At 36.7% G+C, this 18,569-nt stretch carries 24 protein-coding genes and 1 pseudogene; 7 read left to right on the top strand and 18 right to left on the bottom strand.

The genetic code is table 11. The annotated features are described in order from the left end of the window. Window positions 1–44 precede the first annotated feature (44 nt). Both AAC855_RS18190 and AAC855_RS18185 read right to left on the bottom strand, forming a co-directional pair. On the bottom strand, window positions 45–431 hold the full coding sequence (locus AAC855_RS18190; protein ID WP_153043678.1) for a hypothetical protein: 387 nt from the start codon (window positions 429–431) through the stop codon (window positions 45–47). Then, window positions 380–991 (bottom strand): hypothetical protein, encoded by a 612-nt coding sequence (locus AAC855_RS18185; protein ID WP_340611444.1) that lies wholly within the window; start codon window positions 989–991, stop codon window positions 380–382. The genes AAC855_RS18190 and AAC855_RS18185 overlap by 52 nt, the downstream gene beginning before the upstream one ends. Before the next feature lie 330 nt (window positions 992–1,321). On the opposite strand from AAC855_RS18185, the gene AAC855_RS18180 reads away from it, so the two are divergent. Together AAC855_RS18180 and AAC855_RS18175 are read left to right on the top strand one after the other, a co-directional pair. Next, the gene (locus AAC855_RS18180) at window positions 1,322–1,711 is read left to right on the top strand and encodes a hypothetical protein (protein ID WP_340611443.1); all 390 of its coding nucleotides are present in this window, start codon (window positions 1,322–1,324) and stop codon (window positions 1,709–1,711) included. After that, the gene (locus AAC855_RS18175; protein ID WP_340611442.1) at window positions 1,686–2,636 is read left to right on the top strand and encodes a cell envelope integrity TolA family protein; all 951 of its coding nucleotides are present in this window, start codon (window positions 1,686–1,688) and stop codon (window positions 2,634–2,636) included. Before AAC855_RS18180 ends, AAC855_RS18175 begins: the two co-directional genes overlap by 26 nt. Window positions 2,637–2,743: 107 nt before the next feature. Here AAC855_RS18175 and AAC855_RS18170 read toward each other — a convergent pair whose 3' ends face one another. From AAC855_RS18170 to AAC855_RS18125, 10 genes are all read right to left on the bottom strand, one after another. Beyond that, a complete protein-coding gene (locus AAC855_RS18170) occupies window positions 2,744–3,073 on the bottom strand; it encodes a DUF5983 family protein (RefSeq protein ID WP_340611441.1) in 330 nt (109 codons plus the stop codon). 11 nt (window positions 3,074–3,084) lie between these two features. Further along, entirely contained in the window at window positions 3,085–3,357 is a 273-nt protein-coding gene (locus AAC855_RS18165; protein ID WP_340611440.1) for a hypothetical protein, read from the bottom strand. Between the two features lie 30 nt (window positions 3,358–3,387). Then, window positions 3,388–3,897, bottom strand: a complete 510-nt coding sequence (locus AAC855_RS18160; protein ID WP_340611439.1) for an antirestriction protein ArdA — start codon at window positions 3,895–3,897, stop codon at window positions 3,388–3,390. Between the two features lie 157 nt (window positions 3,898–4,054). Beyond that, window positions 4,055–4,486 (bottom strand): antirestriction protein, encoded by a 432-nt coding sequence (locus AAC855_RS18155; protein ID WP_340611437.1) that lies wholly within the window; start codon window positions 4,484–4,486, stop codon window positions 4,055–4,057. 272 nt (window positions 4,487–4,758) lie between these two features. Beyond that, complete coding sequence (locus tag AAC855_RS18150; RefSeq protein ID WP_340611436.1) at window positions 4,759–5,043, bottom strand: type II toxin-antitoxin system RelE/ParE family toxin; 285 nt, start codon at window positions 5,041–5,043, stop codon at window positions 4,759–4,761. Continuing rightward, window positions 5,036–5,278 carry a type II toxin-antitoxin system ParD family antitoxin gene (locus AAC855_RS18145; RefSeq protein WP_340611434.1) on the bottom strand — a complete coding sequence of 81 codons (243 nt, stop codon included), beginning with the start codon at window positions 5,276–5,278 and terminating at the stop codon, window positions 5,036–5,038. Before AAC855_RS18145 ends, AAC855_RS18150 begins: the two co-directional genes overlap by 8 nt. Before the next feature lie 139 nt (window positions 5,279–5,417). Next, the gene (locus tag AAC855_RS18140; protein ID WP_340611433.1) at window positions 5,418–6,545 is read right to left on the bottom strand and encodes a hypothetical protein; all 1,128 of its coding nucleotides are present in this window, start codon (window positions 6,543–6,545) and stop codon (window positions 5,418–5,420) included. Between the two features lie 71 nt (window positions 6,546–6,616). After that, complete coding sequence (locus AAC855_RS18135; RefSeq protein ID WP_099122688.1) at window positions 6,617–6,898, bottom strand: type II toxin-antitoxin system RelE/ParE family toxin; 282 nt, start codon at window positions 6,896–6,898, stop codon at window positions 6,617–6,619. After that, window positions 6,898–7,338 carry an antitoxin PaaA2 family protein gene (locus AAC855_RS18130; RefSeq protein ID WP_340611432.1) on the bottom strand — a complete coding sequence of 147 codons (441 nt, stop codon included), beginning with the start codon at window positions 7,336–7,338 and terminating at the stop codon, window positions 6,898–6,900. The genes AAC855_RS18135 and AAC855_RS18130 overlap by 1 nt, the downstream gene beginning before the upstream one ends. 116 nt (window positions 7,339–7,454) lie before the next feature. Further along, window positions 7,455–7,811 carry a hypothetical protein gene (locus AAC855_RS18125; RefSeq protein WP_340611430.1) on the bottom strand — a complete coding sequence of 119 codons (357 nt, stop codon included), beginning with the start codon at window positions 7,809–7,811 and terminating at the stop codon, window positions 7,455–7,457. A 1,289-nt stretch (window positions 7,812–9,100) separates the two neighbouring features. Between AAC855_RS18125 and AAC855_RS18120 the strand changes: the two genes are divergently transcribed. The 4 genes from AAC855_RS18120 (at window position 9,101) to AAC855_RS18105 (ending at window position 13,083) form a co-directional block, all read left to right on the top strand. Further along, window positions 9,101–9,754, top strand: a complete 654-nt coding sequence (locus AAC855_RS18120) for a hypothetical protein (RefSeq protein WP_099122691.1) — start codon at window positions 9,101–9,103, stop codon at window positions 9,752–9,754. A 791-nt stretch (window positions 9,755–10,545) separates the two neighbouring features. Then, window positions 10,546–11,841 (top strand): hypothetical protein, encoded by a 1,296-nt coding sequence (locus AAC855_RS18115; RefSeq protein WP_340611429.1) that lies wholly within the window; start codon window positions 10,546–10,548, stop codon window positions 11,839–11,841. A gap of 62 nt (window positions 11,842–11,903) precedes the next feature. Further along, window positions 11,904–12,203, top strand: a complete 300-nt coding sequence (locus AAC855_RS18110; RefSeq protein ID WP_340611428.1) for a hypothetical protein — start codon at window positions 11,904–11,906, stop codon at window positions 12,201–12,203. A 289-nt stretch (window positions 12,204–12,492) separates the two neighbouring features. Next, complete coding sequence (locus AAC855_RS18105) at window positions 12,493–13,083, top strand: hypothetical protein (RefSeq protein WP_340611427.1); 591 nt, start codon at window positions 12,493–12,495, stop codon at window positions 13,081–13,083. A gap of 186 nt (window positions 13,084–13,269) precedes the next feature. Here the strand turns inward: AAC855_RS18105 and AAC855_RS18100 are convergent, their stop codons facing one another. The 6 genes and pseudogenes from AAC855_RS18100 to AAC855_RS18075 form a co-directional block, all read right to left on the bottom strand. Beyond that, complete coding sequence (locus tag AAC855_RS18100; protein WP_340611426.1) at window positions 13,270–13,593, bottom strand: hypothetical protein; 324 nt, start codon at window positions 13,591–13,593, stop codon at window positions 13,270–13,272. Window positions 13,594–13,696: 103 nt separating this feature from the next. Further along, window positions 13,697–13,792, bottom strand: a pseudogene (locus tag AAC855_RS18095) (IS5/IS1182 family transposase); the annotation flags it as partial. Between the two features lie 72 nt (window positions 13,793–13,864). Next, window positions 13,865–14,245: a hypothetical protein gene (locus tag AAC855_RS18090; protein ID WP_340611425.1), complete on the bottom strand. Its 381-nt coding sequence runs from the start codon at window positions 14,243–14,245 to the stop codon at window positions 13,865–13,867. Window positions 14,246–14,285: 40 nt separating this feature from the next. After that, complete coding sequence (locus tag AAC855_RS18085) at window positions 14,286–14,684, bottom strand: hypothetical protein (protein ID WP_340611424.1); 399 nt, start codon at window positions 14,682–14,684, stop codon at window positions 14,286–14,288. Window positions 14,685–15,147: 463 nt separating this feature from the next. Then, on the bottom strand, window positions 15,148–15,387 hold the full coding sequence (locus AAC855_RS18080; RefSeq protein ID WP_340611423.1) for a plasmid partition protein ParG: 240 nt from the start codon (window positions 15,385–15,387) through the stop codon (window positions 15,148–15,150). 52 nt (window positions 15,388–15,439) lie between these two features. After that, a complete protein-coding gene (locus AAC855_RS18075; protein WP_340611422.1) occupies window positions 15,440–16,060 on the bottom strand; it encodes an AAA family ATPase in 621 nt (206 codons plus the stop codon). A gap of 409 nt (window positions 16,061–16,469) precedes the next feature. Between AAC855_RS18075 and AAC855_RS18070 the strand changes: the two genes are divergently transcribed. Then, window positions 16,470–18,455, top strand: coding sequence for a hypothetical protein (locus AAC855_RS18070; protein ID WP_340611421.1), 1,986 nt, complete (start codon window positions 16,470–16,472; stop codon window positions 18,453–18,455). Window positions 18,456–18,569: the final 114 nt, after the last annotated feature.

Raw genomic sequence — 18,569 nt, 5'->3', positions numbered from 1 at the left:
CACCTCGATTTATTTCATGACGGTTACCCATAACGTGTTGTTTTTCATTTTCCAACTTTTGTATTAATCGTTAATATGACTCCGTTCGGTAACAGATATCGTGGCCCATCAAGCGTTCCGTTATGAATGGCAGCCAGCCACGTATGAAATACAGACAGGTTAGTTTCATTCACGACAGCGGCATAACCGCCTGCATTGAGTGTCGAGAGTAATCGTCGGCATTGAAGTGCCGTAGGTTTATTTTTTCCTGCCTTGACTTCAACAGCTAAAAATGACCCTAGACCGCCCTGCACATCAGGCACACAACATATTCTGTCTGCATGACCACTGCGACCAAAGCCACCTGTCGTGGGTGTAAGAACATATGCACCCACATGCGCTAGTAAACTATCGACCTGTTCCTTAACTTTTGATTCGGGGGTACGTGCCATGATTCCTCCTGTGTTATACCAACCGGTGGCTTCCATAGCGCGTCATAAATCAACGCAGCGTTATACATCTTTGTTTTCAGAATATCCCAATCTTTATCCGCAAGAACGATAAAAACACGAAAACCGACAGAACGGTATAAGACCTTACCTGTCAGATAACGTCGCAAATAATACGTCACTTCTTTTGCTGTATTATCTTCATCTGTCCGTGATATCACCAACAGACTGCCTTGTGATAATAAATAGACTAGCGTATAAAACGGGACTGTGGTAATCACATTATCTACAAGCATATAATATTTTCCAGCATATAAACTGATGTAATGGACTGTAGGGATATCAGTTCGTTTCCAGTAAGTATAAATCGGATGTTTGCGCCTGAATTCTTTGACCGTTGGAATGAGCGGTCTGTGTCCATATAAATTCACTGTTCCACTGACAAACCATTTGTGTTTTCGATGATAAATCCAAATAGGCACACCTGTCGCACTAGCCATCCTTTGTGCAACATGACGTGCCTTTTCCTGTGTGGGATAGGCTTCTTTTAGTGTGTGTTGCATAATATCTAGCGGGGTATTACCCACCCTCAATTAATTGGCTTATTGTCACTGCATGACCATAAATTATCTTTATAAACTTTATTATTCCTCAATATGATCAGTGTGTAAAATAAACAGCTATAAAAAACTATCAAAGCGTCCGCCTGAAGCAAGAAGCAGATAAAAATAAATTCTATAATGAGAATAAATACTCTGAGATTTTAAGTCGCCTATCATGATAGACTATGAGGTCTCATGAGACAGACTATATTGATATAGTTAGTCACGAGAGAGGAATGATTAAAATTTTGCGCAATTATAACTAACTCGTTATTTATCGGTTTTGAAAAAATGAAAATTATAGATGATATTTGTTCCTCAATAGCAGGAAATGCGAAAACAAGAATAAATGACCCATTTATTGGCACATTTATCTGTACTTGGGTTATATGTAATTGGAATCCCTTATCATTACTTTTTTTGGGAGAGAAAAAGATAACTGAAAGAATTAATTTTTTTAAAGAATATCTCTCTGGAACGCCTTTGTTGGAATGGAACTATTTGCTTACCATTCCGTTGAGTATTACCTTGTTTTATTTGTTTATTTTTCCTTGGATATCTCTAAAAATTAATGCTATTCAGCGTTTGGTTAATGAAAAGCTGCATAATCAAGCTATTGATATAGAGTTAAACAAGACTATTGAGCAAAAAAAAATTGAAAGCAGAGCAACTAAAAGCTAATCCAAATAAACCATTTCTGGAGCAGTTGGTTCAACTTGATATTGATAAACGAAATGAGGTACAGCAACATATAAAACTGAGAACATCTCGTTTAGAAGCAAGAAAAAAAGAGCAAGAAGCGAAAAAGCAAACGGCAGAAAACGAAGCAAGCGTATCTAAATTGAATTTAGAATCAAAGAATAGACAAGCAGAATCAGAAAAACAACGAGCAGAATTAGACAGAGAACGATTTCAGAGTGAGACTGCGAAAATTAGGGAGGGGGCTGCTTCTCTCCGTTTCCCATCTGCGTATTTTCTGATGTTGAAAATAGAAGAAAGTTTAAATGAAGACGATATACACATTTCTTTAAAAACATTAGGAGAAATTGTCGCTGCACTTTTTGGTTATGAGAGCTTTGATAAACTTCTTGATGATAAAAATTTTAATAATGAGACTTTAGAAAAAATTGAGTACGTGTGTTATGATGATCTATTGGCTAAACGGCTTGATAATATAGTATTGGATGAAGGTTCAGATAATGAATATTTTTCTGCAGATCTAATTTTTGACTGTTTTAATATATTGTGTGAAGATAAAAATTTTAAGTTTATTACTAGTAATGATTTAAAAAAATTATGCCTAGAATATGCTGAAACTCAACAATACAATATATTGCAGGACGAGGGGCTGTCAAAACCTATAGCAATGTCAGATACTACTATTGAAAATATAGATGATATTTATATTGATAGTACTATTTTTGATGATAAATTTATTATTGTTACACTCGCTGCTAAGGCTAGTGGATATCATCGAAGTGAAGAAGGTGTTCCTGGTAGGACAATAACTGCTTCAATCGAAATGCAGTGTGACTTATTAGTTGGTAAATATGGACTTAGCTCAATTACACAAAAAGTATCTTGGAATCTGGATGACGATGATTAGCTCTGCTGGCTTAATATATTCAAACGAGTGTATAAAAATAGCCCCTATGATGTGTGGGGCTAAAAATGTCTGAATAGGAATGAATAATTCATCACCCAACTTTTGGACTACCACTCAAATTCGATTAAACCGGAAACTAAGAAAGCATATTGATCAAACACGATAGAATAAAGGTCTGGCAACGTCTCTTTCACTCGTTGAAGATTATTGAGAAAACCATCAGATAAGTCAAGAGCATCTGCTATGTTCTCCATACACGCTAAATGTGCGTCTGTTGCCAGACAGATCTCGACTCCCTCCTTATGGATACGTACCACTATATCCCCTTCGTCGGGGGCATTCTGACTGTACTGTGTGAGTAATTCTATGTCTGACTGTGATAAGTGTGCGGTAGAGACAACAGCCGACGTTCTCGTTTCGAATTGAAGCTCTGGCATAGGCATTATTCCTAGACGGTGGTTAATTGCGTGGTGATACTATTTCGAACGTTCTGAGCGGAATGCTCAGAAGTAACATTTTGTCCGAATACCCAAATATGATAATTGATCATATTTACGCGAAACGCATACCAGTGCTGCTCTGGGGCATTCTCAATTTCTTTTAGAGTCATTGCAACAATCTGACCTGATGCGTCGCGCTGTACTTTCATTACATTCGTTATATAAACAATATTTGCCGTATTCACAACCTGACCAGCTGGCAAAGTAATAAATCTTGCCATCACTTTTTCTCCTGTTATCGCCTACGTTAATTATATTTGATAAAAAACATGTTGCCCGTAACATATGTAGGTATCTATAAATCGATCCCGTGTATAGACTTCCCAATCAAAATATAACCTGCATATCTCAGGGATCGCTTCATCATCTAAAAAATCGCTGTCATACTGTATAATAAAATCGCTCTCTGATTCTAATGGTGCAAGTGTGGTAATATATGCGTCTTCAAATTTTTCTTTATCAACGATATAAAGAAGATTCGTACAGTATTCATAATAGGCGTCTTGGCTATCGCCACTTAACTCAGATAATACGTCTATATATTCCCAGTTCACATGCCCCTCTTTTTTAAGTGCTTCTTTGGGGATATCCGTCCAATCGGGAAAAAAGTAGCTATCGTCCTCATCCAGTTCCCCATAAAAAGTCTTAATGTTATCTAGAAAATCTTCTTCATCCGTATAATCCAGTAGATCAAACCAGCGTCCGTGACCAGGATCTTGTGCGAAACGCTTTTTTGTCGTGACGAAAATAGAAGGTGTCATATTCAGACCTCACAGATAAATAATATTTCTTTTCGATGAATACTATTCTCTTTTTGTATGCACCTATGTCAAATGATTACGAAATATCACTCATAAAATTAATGAGATAGGTGCTGTTTTTATTTAATGAAAGGAAAGTTTTGTCAGCAGGGGGAAACTAATCAATTAAAGCGCGTATTGGTGTCCAGATATCGTTCCCTAACCCTGCACCATAATCCATTAAACCCTCGTATTTTTGACTAAATTGCTCTGACAGTTTCGGTTCCTGTTCGTAGGTCTTAAAAATGAAATGATTCAGTAAAAATAGGGTTGCCGTAATACCAACTTGTTCTGGTGATAAATCTTCAAAAGATGAACCATTTTCTGACCATAACGAATAGCCACTATCAGGACAAATTAATATTGATTGATTAGATAGTTCATAATATGAATAAGAATCCCCGTTATAATCCTCGGCGTATCTATCCATCCAGTTATAAAGATAGGTCTCTGCGTTCATAAAATAATGTCCAAAATGACGGGGTAAAAAAGTCAGCATTCTGTCATATCTGATTTTCTTTTTCGTGATGGGTTCTATACCTGAGAGCATAAGCAACTCCTCAATTAATTGAGTGATTAAAGATAAATAGGTGACAATCAAACGATTATCGTTTGATCTAATTCAGTCAGGTTATTTTCTCAGGTAGGGTATATATGTCAAATTAGGGGGCGAAAGAAAACCCATGCCATAATCAGCATGGGCTATCTCTTTAATTATGGTTGAAATTGAAAATATCCAGACGTTGCATCATCGTATAAACGAGATTTAACCTTAAATGAAGAAAAGAAAATATGACAAAATCACGCTCATTACTCCCCGATTTAGAGGAAGTAATGAGTGTGATTCATTTGTTGATGGAGGATACGCACAATGAAAATATCGTTTTCTCGAATCCTATAAAAAATCGTATGTTTGTGAAACTCAATGCGCATAACGTCAGGAACAACATCGTATTCCCTCCCCATATGCGGCATTCTGGCTAATGTATCGAAGAACTCTTCTAATGCCTCCGTATATTGGTCAGCCTGAGTTTCACCAAATTGCCGGAATGTATAGTCATAAATTCCGGCAAAATCTTCGGCTGCCTCTTTTGAGAGTCTATACATTGTGTTTACGCTTCCTCTGCTCGGCAATATCCCGTAAGGTTAATGCACTTTCACCACTTTCTAGACCCGCAATAACCGCCTTGCGTATCACTTCATCATGCGTTTCCTGTTGTTCAAGCAGACGCAATGCGGAACGCATCACTTCACTGGCGTTTCCATAGCGACCGCTTTCAATCATACGCTGAACAAATCCGTCAAGCTGATCGCCCATACTAATCGTTGTAATCTTTCTCATATCGCCTCCGTTGTATTAACTATTAATACAATTATCGCATGTTGTGGTCGTAAATCAAGCAATCTCAGTTATTGCGTTTAGAGAATATGCTGCAACTTCTGTATACCAGATTTTATGCTGCGCAATATCACGGACTACCTTATTCCCCAAAATATGCCGCGTGTAAGACATCACCCATTGGTGTGCCTGGCTGAGTGGTTCGTGACCACGCTTTTGCTGCAGGAAAAATTTGTATCCATTTTGACAATGTTTCGCGGCCTTGTATCGTGCGGGGTTCTGGCAGGGAAATATCCACATAGGAGAGAATACCCTCCGCGCCTGCAAATTGCTCCGGTTGTGCCTCTATTCCGTTGGGATTACCAAAAAAGGAGGATATCAAGCGGCTAAATGTGAATGATCCTTTTAGTTCGAGCACATCAAATCGTGCTTCGTAGAACTGCGCACGGTCAAATAAGCCGTTGAGTAAGATTTCTGTACCCTGACATTGGTAAAATTCAGCATCATAGAACTGACCCACGAACGTGGTTTTATTAAAGATACAATTTACGAATACCGTTTCATTGTATATGCCGTCCAATGTCGCGCCCGTAAAATCTTCATCAACAATCACATGGCGTGAGTAATCCTTATTTAAGCGCCGTTTGTCAGCCGCTTCCATCCGATAAACTTCCCGCGATGGTCGTACTTTTTTGGGGGGAATTTTATTATCCGATCCCGTCATACTGCTCGCGTCTGATAAACTCACGGGATATTGCGGACACATGGTCGCAATGGCCGATTGCCTTAACTGGTCAATGACTTCGGGTTTTGCGCCTTTGCGTTTAGCCTGCACAATTTTGCACCATATGGTGTCCAGCTCGCCGTTTTTGATGATTTCATCCAATAAGCTCATCGCCGCATAATACTGGGGAGCATCAGGATTGTGTTTAAAATATCCTGTTAACAATGCGGCACGCAGCAGGCGTGGTACAGTCATACCTACCTGTTTATCCAATTTCGGCCCCAGATAGTTTGTTGCTACGGTTGTCCGCTGGACGCCAAATAAACGCGCAATACCGACGGTATTCAGATCCAGTATTTTCATCCATGCCCGAATATCCGACACACGTGGACACGCGGGATTCTTCGGCCCCCAACGTAATAGTTCCCGCGTTTCAGCCAGATTACCCTGCATATAAAACCACACCGTTTCTTTTAGCTGCGCCTGCATAGCCTCTGTGGTTTCTTTTAAATAACTGTTCTCTACGAACCTTGCCCCTTGTGACATTAGTCCCCCTTTTAGACCCTTATGTCTTATCACTGTTCTGGAATTTTATGCCTCAACCATCCAAAATCCGGTTATTTCGTCGTTGGCCATTGTTGCGCAGCATGAAGAACGCGTAAAACCATCAATATATCCCGTTTAACACGGTATACTAGAATATAATGTGGCCTCACCACGATTTCCCGTGTTCCTTTTACCCTGCCGGGTTTATACATCTCAGGTTGCAAACAAGCTCGTTCTGCGGATGCTTCAAATTCATCATCAAGCGCAATCGCCGCCTGTGGATTATCCTGAGCGATATACTCCATAATCTGCTCCCTGTCAGCCAAAGCCATAGGTTTCCACTCAAGACGCATCATATCCTCTTACGTAGATTGTCTTTTAGGGACGCAAAATGACGTTTGGCGTCTTCATGTACTATCGCTGGGCGCGGATCGTCAAGAGATGTTTGTACCTGTGTTCTGAACCATTCATCATAGGCCGCCGCTTCATGCGCCCGTTTTAACGCCACGGCTCTATCTGGACGTGCATTCTTGCTCTGGTGTTCTGAACTGTAGTTGGACGCATCAACATTAAACTGTGCAATACCTAAGTTTTTCAGGTAATTAACTAATGTTTCCAATTTTTTAAACAGCCGTACCTGACGACTGCGTTGAGCGGCTAACGAACACTCTGTCATGCCGTATTTCACTGTCACTACCCAGCCACCAAGCGTACTCACAACCTGAGCTTCACTAACCACACCCGCTTCAACTAAACGGTATAGCGTGGAATGATCTATAGTTTCTATTGCCATAAGTTACCTCTAGGAATCGCTGTGCAAGTTACAAAAAGAAGTATTGCAACTAATTGTAATTTGCACAATGGAAAATAAAAAAATTTTAGATAATTCTGACTAAGGCTTTTCGATACTCATTTCTTTAAAGCGCATAATACGCCTTCAACAACAAAAAGTACGACGGTAAACTTCATTGTTTTAGGCCAATCGAACACAATATGCTCCACTACCGTATCACTTATTGTAATGCCTACGTGCTCATAATATTTTTTTACGGCAGCCGATGCTGCATCCTGCGCATCCATACTACCTCGGAGATAAATAACACTTTGCGCATCACGGCTGCGTAATTCGATACGCGCCAGTTGTGTCTCTGTTGCAGGCAGAAATTCGCCTTCTAGCACAAATACTTTAGGGAAAGTTCCTTCTTTAGATAAATCCAGTAAAACATATTCCGGTTTCATCTGTTCAGTCAGTTCTGACATATTCATCTTAAAATTTCCTCTTGTTTTGATTTACCTTTCGTATCATCAGGCATAATTGATTTTTCCAAGAAATAGAAGTATGTCAATTGACAAGATTGTTATTTCAGTTTTGCATAAAAATCACGTGATAAATTAGAGTGTACTATTAAATTTTTGCTACCACTTTTTAGATAATTATTTAATAAAATCAATTTATTGCGTAGGTATTTTTAAGCGTTGCAGCATTTTTTTCTAGTTTTTAATCAAGATGTTAAATAGAAAAATTGCACACAATATGACACTTGCTAAAAACTAACAAAAGATCTCGCTAACAATAGAAATAAAAAGAATGGGAGAAAGCATAGAAGAGAATTTTTTAGGCTCGAAGATCTCGATAGATCTTTTTTGCAAAAAACAGTAAAAAATAGCACGATATTTAGAGAACTAAATAATACGTTTATTTATATATTTATTATTAATTAATAATATTATATACATACTTCTTTTTTCTTTCCTCACGCCATTTATATTGCGATTTTTTCTAATAAAAATAGCTGTATCTCTGACACAGAGAGAGATAATACATGACATAAGGTGCGCCGATACGTTTAGCAAACGTCTATACAAATTTTATTTCCTGCGCACACTTAAATAACAACAAGTTACAAACAACATCACATCAAAGTACAAAATAGCTGTATTATGTCTAATCAGTAACTGATTGATAAAGAAAGGAATAATTTATAATGATTGTTAATACTACGTATCAATTTGTTAAATAAATGTTTCGCTTGCTTCTGGCTCCCACAGAGCGGCTTGCTACTTGAAATGTACAGAAAGAATCATTCTATAAATAACGTACAGCGCATTTCTGCACACGGCGGGAATAAAGATATGTCATATAGGCTGCTTGCTCTGTGACGCGCACACAGAGAATGAATAAAAAAAATTATGTGTATTAGCATAACTTAATAATACAGTTGAATATTAATTCACTAAAAGTGGCTTAATATTCATTTTGACGGTGTATGAAAAACATCTGATTCTCCTCGGCGAAATAACGGCACCTTACGTATGTGATCGCAAAAAAAGAAAAATAGCCCATTGACCCAGTGAAATGTTTTCGTTTTTGGAATTTATCTTTCTGAATAATGAGATCATTTTTCCTCATACAGATTGTTATAAAAACGAAATGTGTATTTACATACAGTACTCTTATTTTTGTTATTAGTATCGAGAAATTGACATAGGTTAATTAATAACCTATATTGATTGCATATCAGGCAATATAGCCACTTACAGAGAGAGGATTTATTATGTTGACGAATACCGTTAAGACGCAAAAGAAAAGCGCGGCAAACGCGACTATTGCAGCCGCTGCGATTGCGGATATGAAAAAAGTGAAAGAGACAGTAGCAAAACATGATCAGTACAAACTAAATGGTTTAGACGCGCGTAAAACGTTAATTAATGAAGTGTATCGCGTAGCAAAAGCAGATCATAAATTAAAAGCGGAAGTTTTTATTTTCTATGTAACTCAAATAGTTAAAAAAGGATCAGTGTTAGAAACTGTTTTACCCTTTTTCAAACAAGAAATTAAAGATATGTTTGATAGGGGCGAGCTGAAAGCAACTGCGATTGATAGTAATACAGACGAATGCGTCAATGCAGACGTGGTATTTAATAATTTAAGGCGTTTATTTAATGCGGCAAAAAGTCGCTATGATAACGCGAAAAATGGCGGGAAAGGGGCAGATACACGCGACGACGAAATCAAGGCTAAATCATTCCTCGCAGTAACAAAAATGTGTGATATAGCGGAGGGATTTACTATGTTGCCACAAGCACGACAATATAAGCTGATAAAATCGCTTTTCTTACAGCTTGATCCTACCAATCGTTTAGATTTGTTACTAGAACTGGACGCAATGAAAGAACAACCCATTCCAGAAATTGACGAGATAAAATAAAAATCAGTGATCTATATTATATGCCTCGTGCTATGCGGGGCTTTTTTATGTCTGCTATTCTGAACTTAAAAGGCAAAATACTATCATTATTTCTTAGATGATTTGATAAAACATTTATGATAGGACTTTTAAGAGGGAAATTCTGTAAACATCAAAAAGTATACTTTTTGATAGATTAAAAATGTATCAGTTATTAACTGCCTCGCGTTTAGCGGGGCTTTTTTGTGTCTAATTGACTGAATAGAAAAGGGAACTTTTAATTATGATATAGACAATAAAGCCTGTCACACTGCGCTTTACTGTCATTATATAATCAAAATTATGTTAATAATCAATAAGTTAACTTGTGTTCTATCTGGTGAAAGAAGTACGTTTTAGCCGCTAGGGAAGTCCCCCTTATGGGAAATTCGGTGGCCATGACGCATGGCGGCCGGTGGGGCAACCTCACAAGATCCTTACTATTTTTCAGAATATGCCAATGCTCCTATGTCAAATAACATATCATTCCGTTTTATAAAAACACCATACTAATCATAGAAAATTTGCACATCAATACCATTATGGAACGGTTATTTTCAGGGGTTATTACTCAGAATATCAAAAATCGTTTGCACTCGATTGTCTGAGTTATGTTAGCAATCATTTGTGTAATTCTGAATTTTAATAAATACGTATACAGGGAATAATAAAATTTAGTGTAATTGAATTCTGAAAATGTTGTATTCTTAACAGAATTTACAGTTTTACCAATTTAAAATCCACATTCTTTATCGTTAATACTAGGAATTAACATGGGGAATAATAAACTACCACAATTTAGTATAAAGATTCAGGAATTTATCAATGCATGTTATAACCTAAATGGAAGTATGATACTTTTAAAAAAAGGTAATTTAATGATATCACCCAATACTCACACATCAAAAGTATTGAATGAAATAATTAATGGGGTACAGGAATCTATTGATCAAAATATTTTCTCCGAGAACGATCATGTTTATTTAAAGAGCGGAGTCTTTTATTTAAATAGCGAAAGTCTTTCATCTGTTGATTTAAATATTTACACCTCAATTCTATTTAAATTTAGAACCATGAATGAACATCTAAATAGAATTGATATTGCAATGAAAAAATTCAATACTAGTTTAAATAGATGGTTTCCAGATATATTTGAGATAAGAGGGTGTATCAATGATGTAGTTATGGAACTTAAGGTAGCTATGAAACAAATAGATACTTTTAGAACAGACCATGGGTTTCTTGAAAAAACACTATCAGTAAGAAAACTTATTAAAACGTTTGGAGCAAGGGCGAAAAGAAAAGATATAGAGTTATTAAGAAAAGCATCTTTGGAATTTGAAAAAGAAATTGAATATCTTGATGATTTGCTAGCAGAAGAAAAATCAACATATAGTAAGATTACGAGTTTTCTAGCTACTAGCTCTGAGCAGAAAAAAGCTAATTTGAAGTATAGAAAGAATATAACAAGATATAAATTACGCCCATCTGATCATATCAATGATAAAATTGTTCCTACTCCTACTCCTACTCCTACTCCTACTCCTACTCCTACTCCTACTCCTACTTCTGAGTTTGTTGATCCTGTTAGTACTACTGCTACTATTATTGCTATTTGTGCGCTTGTCACTTCTTTAAGTATTCTTGTGGTTGGTTCGGTATCTTTGGCAATTAAAATAAATAAAACACAAGAGGCATATAATATTTTATTAGAAAAAGCTTCTAGAAGTACAGTTGGATTATTTAAGAAACAACAAGAGTTTTTGATTTCCCATATTCTAAATAAAGGGTCGTTAAATCTTTCTGAAGCGCTTTATGGCATTAAACTTAATTATGAAAGTATTATAATTCATATTTTTTCGAAAGTTAAAGATTTAGAGTTCATGATGTCACGCATGGAGGATTCATTAAAAAGAGATGATTGGAAAGGAATGATTTCACAGATATCACCTATTATTGAAGAGAATTATAAGTTATACGAAAGTGAAAATTTAATAACGTTAACATCACTCGTGGTTGATATTTTGATTAGTAATGATATGTACAAAGACACAGAAATTAATGAATGATCTTATGGCTGAAACATAAAATTAACATATACAAAAACTATATTTGTAATAGAGGTGAAAGTATGAAAAAATCAACTTTAACAGCCGATGGTGTTATCGATTCAGTAACTATCGTTAGACTAGAAACGGAGTTGGGAGGTAGTGCAAATAATAATGCTAGAGTAACATTTAAGGATAAAAATGGAAAAGTTAATTCAAATTATCTTCTAGCTTATCCTAATTATCAAATAGAGGGGGTTGGCGTATATAATACTTTACTTATTGCTTTATCTCAATCTATGGAGGTTTCATTAAAAATCACCTCATATGTAAATGATGACGGCGATGGTTACATTTCTGGTGTGATATTTGATGCTTCTTAATAATTTATATTAAATATCACAAGTGAATAAGTATTTGCCGCCATAGCCCTATGTTATTTTCATAAGTCGACTGCACTAAACGTGATTATGCTCTGTATTCGTGTGCAGACGACTTTTTACATTCCGTACAATAGTCTCTGAAAGTGATAATATTTTTTTAAAAATATACCGATGCTCCTATGTCAAAAGAGACCCCTCCCCCCCTTATTTATAATAAAAAAACCAACGTGTTCGAGGAGAATGTCGGCTACTATACTTGTTCCAGTAATAAACGTATTAAGGAATAGAGATGAGACACTATACTGTTGAAACCATTCTGGCAGACATGGAAAAAGCATTATCCTCTGTACCAAAAATAACGTACTCCCCCCTTTCTCTCCCCATAGAAATGTATGAGGGAACACTGGGGCTGGAACTTTATTATTCGCTTGATAAGGTGAAACACCTGACAGATAACGACTGGGATAAACTTATCTTGGAAGCCCGTAAAAAGGATATTGTTGTTATAGGAAATAAAGATGACTCGAGACAATGTATTCAGTTCTGTCGCGGCGAATTTCAAACCACAATGCAGGATATCTATTTTGAAGCATTAGACATGACGCCTTATGACGAGGGTGATCAAATGTTTCATGAGTGGTTAAAACTCAACATATCAGCAATTAATTTAGGAAAATTATTAGGCGTCAGTGTCTTCTATGCCTGTTGTGCACCTGGGGGCGCTCATGCGGGAGCAGAAATCCCCCAACATGTCGTGGAGCAGGCAAAACAGGCTTATTTGATTATAACGTTTAGACACCATCTTCGGGTGATAAACGAGCGAGAATATGAACATAAGGTTCCTCATGAGCAAATTCATGGCAGCTGTTCTTATGATTAGTGTGACTGTATGCTAGTGCAGCCAAGTTTGACGACTTTCAGTCGTCAAACTTGGCTGTTTAAACGCACATACGTCAAACTATTTAAGTTCAAGGCCACTGTCTAAAGATGGTAGTTTCAACCTTTCATTTGGAAAAAAAAACTTTCTGAGGAAATGATATCGTTATGCTTATAGGTTAAAAATCAATTAGTTATTTACCTCAACGATATAACGGCCTCCATGATCCTTAATTGTATATTGGTATCTATTGTCATCACAAAATACAGTGACGGAGCCTCCCAATATTGCTGGATAAACATCGTCTACTATATTGCATTGGTATCCTGCTTTGCGAATAACAACTTGACTTTCAGCTTTCAGTTCAGGTGAACCTCCAGCGCTAGCTTTAGTATTGGAAATATCTTGAGATGTGTGAGAACTAGAAGAAGAACTCTTATCTTTATGGAGGCCATTATAAGCAGCGATAACAATAATTCCAATTAAAATTACCTTACCCAATTTTATTGTCATAACAATTTTTTCTTATCTATATGTTAAAAATAGAGTTCATTATACAATATATTAGGGTATGTTGATGTTTTGTCTTCATTATTTATTCGACCAACATGGGCAACTAGATAATAACAAATGCAAATGTACTGCCATAACTTTGTGCCAATTTATCGTATCTTGTTGCGATTGCACGAAGATGTTTGATTCTGGTAAACGTCAACACACCCTAGTTATTTTTTAGTTGTAAAGCTATCTAAATTTCAGGCTTATGGGTAAACAGATATCCTTATTATTTGTATTTTCCTTCAGCAATATCTGCACTTTCTTGAATTATCTCAGCTATATATTTTTTAAACCCCAGCTCATCCAAATCTCCATCTTTTTCAAAATCAGCTTCTGCTTCTCTTAGTACTTCAATTCCAAATTGTCGTGTTTGTTCCGGAGTCCTTTTTCCTTGTTTGATCACTTTAACCACCGTTTTACAGAAGGTTTCGCCGTCTGCCATAAGTGTAAGAGAATCTTTCACTGTTTCTTTAGTTGCTATGGCAGGATTTAGGTCATTTTCTATAAACTTATCGCGGGCTAGTTGGCGACAGAGTGATGTTGCAGAAACTGTTTCCGACATAATCAAGGTAATTAGTGACAACATAAAAATACTGAAAAAACGCATAAAATCAAATACCCGCCTGCATGTTTTTTATTCAATTTATTTAGATGTTTTTCTCGAAAAAAGTGACACTGTCAGTCAAAGAGGAATGAATAGACAACTTTCCATCAGACACCTCATAACTCAATACAGCGTCATACGTTCCATCACGCCATCGTCCCCAAGATTGTGTATCCTTAAAGAAAGCAGACCAAATAACTTGATCTCCTGAAAATTTACACCGATATAAAAAACTATTGCCATCTTCTTTTCGGGTATACCGTACTTGAGGTAAATCGCCAGATTTGACTGTTTTTATAATTTTAACATCTTTAAGCATTTCTACAGAAATGGCTGCCTTACAAATTTGTTCCTTACTAAAAAAATTGCCTTCTGCATATGCAGTAGAAAAGAAAAAAGGTAAACCAAACAAAAAAAACATCTTATTTTTTATTTTTAGCATATAATTTCCTTATATTAATAATAAATTAACATTATCTAAAATTTACAGCCAATAATTTAATAAAATGGCTGTGTATATTTTAAAACTTTACTATTTTAGGTTAATTTTACGGATATATCACTATTTTTTTTCTTGTAGGAAGGGTGCCGTATTAAATTGGTGTAAATGTATACTAAATACGCTAAATATAATGTATAACTATCTAAACAAATTGAATCGCTAAGAAACGATAATTATCAATCTGTAATATTTTATAATGTGGGTTAGTGAAAATGGATTGCAGGTTTGAAATATTTTGGCTTTAGAGCGTTACAAACTACATATAGCCCTTTTTTGTCTAACGAAAGCCATGAATATGCTGCGTTAAAACGCGCCAATAATGAACTGAACAATCCTGAAAAATAATACAAATGTGAAGTAAAAAATTTGCTGTAAACGGTCGCCACCCTATCGTGGCGAACAGTCACTTATTTTCGTTTTCTTTTAACCAATCATCGACAAGTTTATTGATTAAGTCAGTGATGGATGTGCCATTTTTTACGCAAGCGGCCTTAAAGCGTTTATGTTTCTCTTCCCCAAAATTGACGTTTACACGCTTGGTTTTTACTTCTGGTGGCGGTGAAGTACTCATCACATGTTCTAGATCTCGATTTTCACCAAAGGTCATTTTTTTAGTGCTACTATGAGCTTTTTCGAGTGCCATTTTTATCTCTCCCAAAGAATTAGCTCATAACATCATATGAGTAAATGAGTAATTACTCAAATAATTTAGTTATTTCTTTAGTCAAAACCTCGATTTCACCTTTTGCCGCGCCATCATTTAATTCAAATACACTCTCACCATCTAATATTGATTTGACATAAGATTGACGGTTTGTGATTGCTGTACGAAGAAGTTCGACACCGGTCTCTTTAATACTTTCTTTAAGTACCTTAAGCATTAAAGCGTGTTCTACTTTACGTGTTATCAGGAAACGTGCGTCAACTTTACGACTATACGCTTGTGCTTCCAGTACAGTCACGACACTACCCGCAGCAGCAAAATCTAATGGACTTGGTGTGACAGGAATAATGACAAGATCGCTTACCATAACCGCCGCAGACGTGATAACGGATAATGAACCTGCACCATCAACAATAACAAAGTCATATTCAGCTAAATCTTTTCTGATGCTGTAGACATCTTTTTCAGAAGCCGCCGTGAATACATCGAATGCAGCTTTATCTGATTTGCTCCAGTGCGTTAGGCTCATTTGTGGATCAGTATCGACAACCGCAATATTGAATCCTGCGCGAGTTAGCGCGGTACAGATGTTAATGACAGCTGTTGTTTTACCTGAGCCACCTTTCGGATTTAGAAAAGAAAGTACTTTCATATTTATACCCTCAAATGTGTTTTTACTCATATACACATTTACTCAAATGATAGAAGGATTACTTAATAAACACCTTAGTATTTAATAAACAACCTAATCTGTAAAGAAATAAGGTGAGTAAAGGAGTAAAAATGCATAACTTCATATAAGTAAATGAGATAATGAGTGTAAGAGTAAAAACTCAAATGAGTATTTGAGTAAATAAGTAAATGAGTTTCTGGCGTACTTTTCTATACGCAAAATCCCATGTGAAATATTCTGATTTCGGGAGTGAAATATGAAAAAGGGTGACAGTTGGGAATACGATATAAAAGTCATTGGTTAAGATATATACTTTTTAAAAAATAGGTTTATTGAGGGTGAAAAAATGAGCTGTTGTGAAAATGATCGCACATTAGGTAATCGTCCTATGCGTCGTGGTGCACCAGGCGAATCGGCTTATGAATTTTGGAAAGAACAGCAACCTCCGGGTTCGGATACATCGCCGTGTGCTTTTGAGAAATTCATGGAAGGGAAGACCGGTGAATCGGCGTATGAATTCTGGAAGTCAAGACAACTACCCGGAACAGATACGTCAGAGCAAGCCTTTGCTGATTCAATGAAAGGGAAAGTTGGCCCAACCATAGAAGACAAAATCAGTGCAAGGGATCAATCAATCATCACTCAGCAGACCATTGTTGATGAGACACATAAGACAACGACAATTGGCGTGAAATTATCCAGTAAAAAAGAGAATGCACTGACTTTAGAAAAGGATGGATTGTTTAGCCCACTAAGTGAGAGCGGAAAATTAGTCTTTGACCCGACCTTTTTTTCAGGAAAGGGAACACAAACCGATCCATATAAAGTTATGATTAACAATTCGCAGACGAATATTTTGGGTTGGAGTCCTAATGGACTTAATGTGCCATTACTTTTTGATTCAAACGCTTTTAACTTTGTGCAGGGTTATAATGTCCAGCTGAGGATTTCGAAGAAAGCGGGGAATACACTGACTGTAGAAGATGATGGATTGTTCAGTCCTCAAAGTGAGAACGAAAAATTAGTCTTTGACTCATCTTTTTTTTCAGGGCACGGAACGCAAGCCGATCCATATAAAGTTAAGATAAATAGTAATGCGCCGAGTATTTTGAATTGGAGTCCTGATGGGATTGATGCGCTATTATCTTTTTCAAAAGCGTTTAAGGTAACGCAGGGTAATGATATTCATTTGAATATTTCGGTGAAAGATGGAAACGGGCTGAAATTTACTCCAGAGGGATTATATGTAGTTGGTGTTGACCCAACGGTGCCACAATGTTTGTCTCTTACATCGGATACAAAAGATGCGGGTTCTGCGGGAGCAATTACTGAAGATGATACAGGGGCAATAGCGATAGGTGCAGGTTCACAGGCAACAGGAAGGCAATCTATTGCTATGAGTTCAAATACATATGCAACAGCAGATCACGCTATTGCTATTGGTGCATATAGCTCTGCGAAAGAAAACAGTGTAGCTATAGGTCGTGATGCCGAGGCGAGTCCTAAAGGAAGTGTTGCTATTGGATATAAAAGTAGGGCGGATGATCCTGACACGGTATCCATAGGCAATTATAACGACGATATACAGCGAATACTCACCAATGTCAAAGCAGGTGTATCGTCTTATGATGCGGTTAATGTAGAGCAGTTACAAAAATTGGTGAATGTAAAGGAACTACCTTCAACAAAAGTAAATCCGGTGGATTTTAATACGTTATCGGGACCAATGACTTACATTATTTGGGAAGGCGATTACGACGCAGAAAAAAATCCGTCACCGCATACCATGAAAAATGCGCCAGATTATTTTGATCGTTCAGACAAAATAAAAGTGATTGTCAGTGATAATGGTTCGTATCAAATCGCACACATACCAACAGGAGTCGTCGTTAGAGATTTTAATAATAACAATAAGGACTTAATTGATTGGGCGGAACCTTTAACCAGTAGTATGGGACAGGTTTATAAACAGGATGTTTCAGGCGCTTACTGGAATGCTTCGAATTATATTTTCTATAAGGAGAAAGAAGATAAAATCTTCAATGAAGAGGCTGTGAATGCGATTTTTTCGGGCTTTAGAAAAGTTAATGCCCTAGCGGATTCAGTCATGGGGAAATTTGGCGGTGGCGTACTAGGTTTTGCAGAAGATGGCCGAGTAAAATTCTATCTTGATCATACGGAATTAGGAAGCACAACATCACCGGAGTATATATACAGTCTGGCAGCCATTTCTGATAAGTATAAAAATGATCCAGCGAATATGGGATCAGTCCTTCCCACAGGTGCATCACTAGATGATGTAAGAGAGTTATTAAATTTGGTTACTATGTTGTTGTACGAAGCGAATATGTTCAAATTTAAGCCGAGTAAATAGGATCATTCTTTGTTCGTCCCTGATATGTGACCGGTGGTTTATAGGATTTCCCATTATAGTCGGATTGATAAGATTGTGTATTATTCGTTTGATTTTTATTGGTAGCACAATCAG

Source organism: Xenorhabdus bharatensis, from assembly GCF_037996705.1.
In the GTDB taxonomy this organism is placed as follows: Bacteria; Pseudomonadota; Gammaproteobacteria; order Enterobacterales; family Enterobacteriaceae; genus Xenorhabdus; species Xenorhabdus bharatensis.
This window is presented reverse-complemented; position numbering and strand designations above follow the sequence as displayed.

What these genes read in the sequence shown, in the direction of transcription:
- AAC855_RS18135 (WP_099122688.1), bottom strand. Translation starts at nt 6,898, where the DNA reads ATGCGTCTTGAGTGGAAACCTATGGCTTTGGCTGACAGGGAGCAGATT.
- AAC855_RS18160 (WP_340611439.1), bottom strand. Translation starts at nt 3,897, where the DNA reads ATGACACCTTCTATTTTCGTCACGACAAAAAAGCGTTTCGCACAAGAT.
- AAC855_RS18145 (WP_340611434.1), bottom strand. Translation starts at nt 5,278, where the DNA reads ATGAGAAAGATTACAACGATTAGTATGGGCGATCAGCTTGACGGATTT.
- AAC855_RS18155 (WP_340611437.1), bottom strand. Translation starts at nt 4,486, where the DNA reads ATGCTCTCAGGTATAGAACCCATCACGAAAAAGAAAATCAGATATGAC.
- AAC855_RS18110 (WP_340611428.1), top strand. Translation starts at nt 11,904, where the DNA reads ATGAAAAAATCAACTTTAACAGCCGATGGTGTTATCGATTCAGTAACT.
- AAC855_RS18150 (WP_340611436.1), bottom strand. Translation starts at nt 5,043, where the DNA reads ATGTATAGACTCTCAAAAGAGGCAGCCGAAGATTTTGCCGGAATTTAT.
- AAC855_RS18075 (WP_340611422.1), bottom strand. Translation starts at nt 16,060, where the DNA reads ATGAAAGTACTTTCTTTTCTAAATCCGAAAGGTGGCTCAGGTAAAACA.
- AAC855_RS18185 (WP_340611444.1), bottom strand. Translation starts at nt 991, where the DNA reads ATGCAACACACACTAAAAGAAGCCTATCCCACACAGGAAAAGGCACGT.
- AAC855_RS18080 (WP_340611423.1), bottom strand. Translation starts at nt 15,387, where the DNA reads ATGGCACTCGAAAAAGCTCATAGTAGCACTAAAAAAATGACCTTTGGT.
- AAC855_RS18105 (WP_340611427.1), top strand. Translation starts at nt 12,493, where the DNA reads ATGAGACACTATACTGTTGAAACCATTCTGGCAGACATGGAAAAAGCA.
- AAC855_RS18090 (WP_340611425.1), bottom strand. Translation starts at nt 14,245, where the DNA reads ATGCGTTTTTTCAGTATTTTTATGTTGTCACTAATTACCTTGATTATG.
- AAC855_RS18140 (WP_340611433.1), bottom strand. Translation starts at nt 6,545, where the DNA reads ATGTCACAAGGGGCAAGGTTCGTAGAGAACAGTTATTTAAAAGAAACC.
- AAC855_RS18190 (WP_153043678.1), bottom strand. Translation starts at nt 431, where the DNA reads ATGGCACGTACCCCCGAATCAAAAGTTAAGGAACAGGTCGATAGTTTA.
- AAC855_RS18130 (WP_340611432.1), bottom strand. Translation starts at nt 7,338, where the DNA reads ATGGCAATAGAAACTATAGATCATTCCACGCTATACCGTTTAGTTGAA.
- AAC855_RS18100 (WP_340611426.1), bottom strand. Translation starts at nt 13,593, where the DNA reads ATGACAATAAAATTGGGTAAGGTAATTTTAATTGGAATTATTGTTATC.
- AAC855_RS18070 (WP_340611421.1), top strand. Translation starts at nt 16,470, where the DNA reads ATGCGTCGTGGTGCACCAGGCGAATCGGCTTATGAATTTTGGAAAGAA.
- AAC855_RS18125 (WP_340611430.1), bottom strand. Translation starts at nt 7,811, where the DNA reads ATGAATATGTCAGAACTGACTGAACAGATGAAACCGGAATATGTTTTA.
- AAC855_RS18115 (WP_340611429.1), top strand. Translation starts at nt 10,546, where the DNA reads ATGGGGAATAATAAACTACCACAATTTAGTATAAAGATTCAGGAATTT.
- AAC855_RS18120 (WP_099122691.1), top strand. Translation starts at nt 9,101, where the DNA reads ATGTTGACGAATACCGTTAAGACGCAAAAGAAAAGCGCGGCAAACGCG.
- AAC855_RS18170 (WP_340611441.1), bottom strand. Translation starts at nt 3,073, where the DNA reads ATGCCAGAGCTTCAATTCGAAACGAGAACGTCGGCTGTTGTCTCTACC.
- AAC855_RS18085 (WP_340611424.1), bottom strand. Translation starts at nt 14,684, where the DNA reads ATGCTAAAAATAAAAAATAAGATGTTTTTTTTGTTTGGTTTACCTTTT.
- AAC855_RS18165 (WP_340611440.1), bottom strand. Translation starts at nt 3,357, where the DNA reads ATGGCAAGATTTATTACTTTGCCAGCTGGTCAGGTTGTGAATACGGCA.
- AAC855_RS18180 (WP_340611443.1), top strand. Translation starts at nt 1,322, where the DNA reads ATGAAAATTATAGATGATATTTGTTCCTCAATAGCAGGAAATGCGAAA.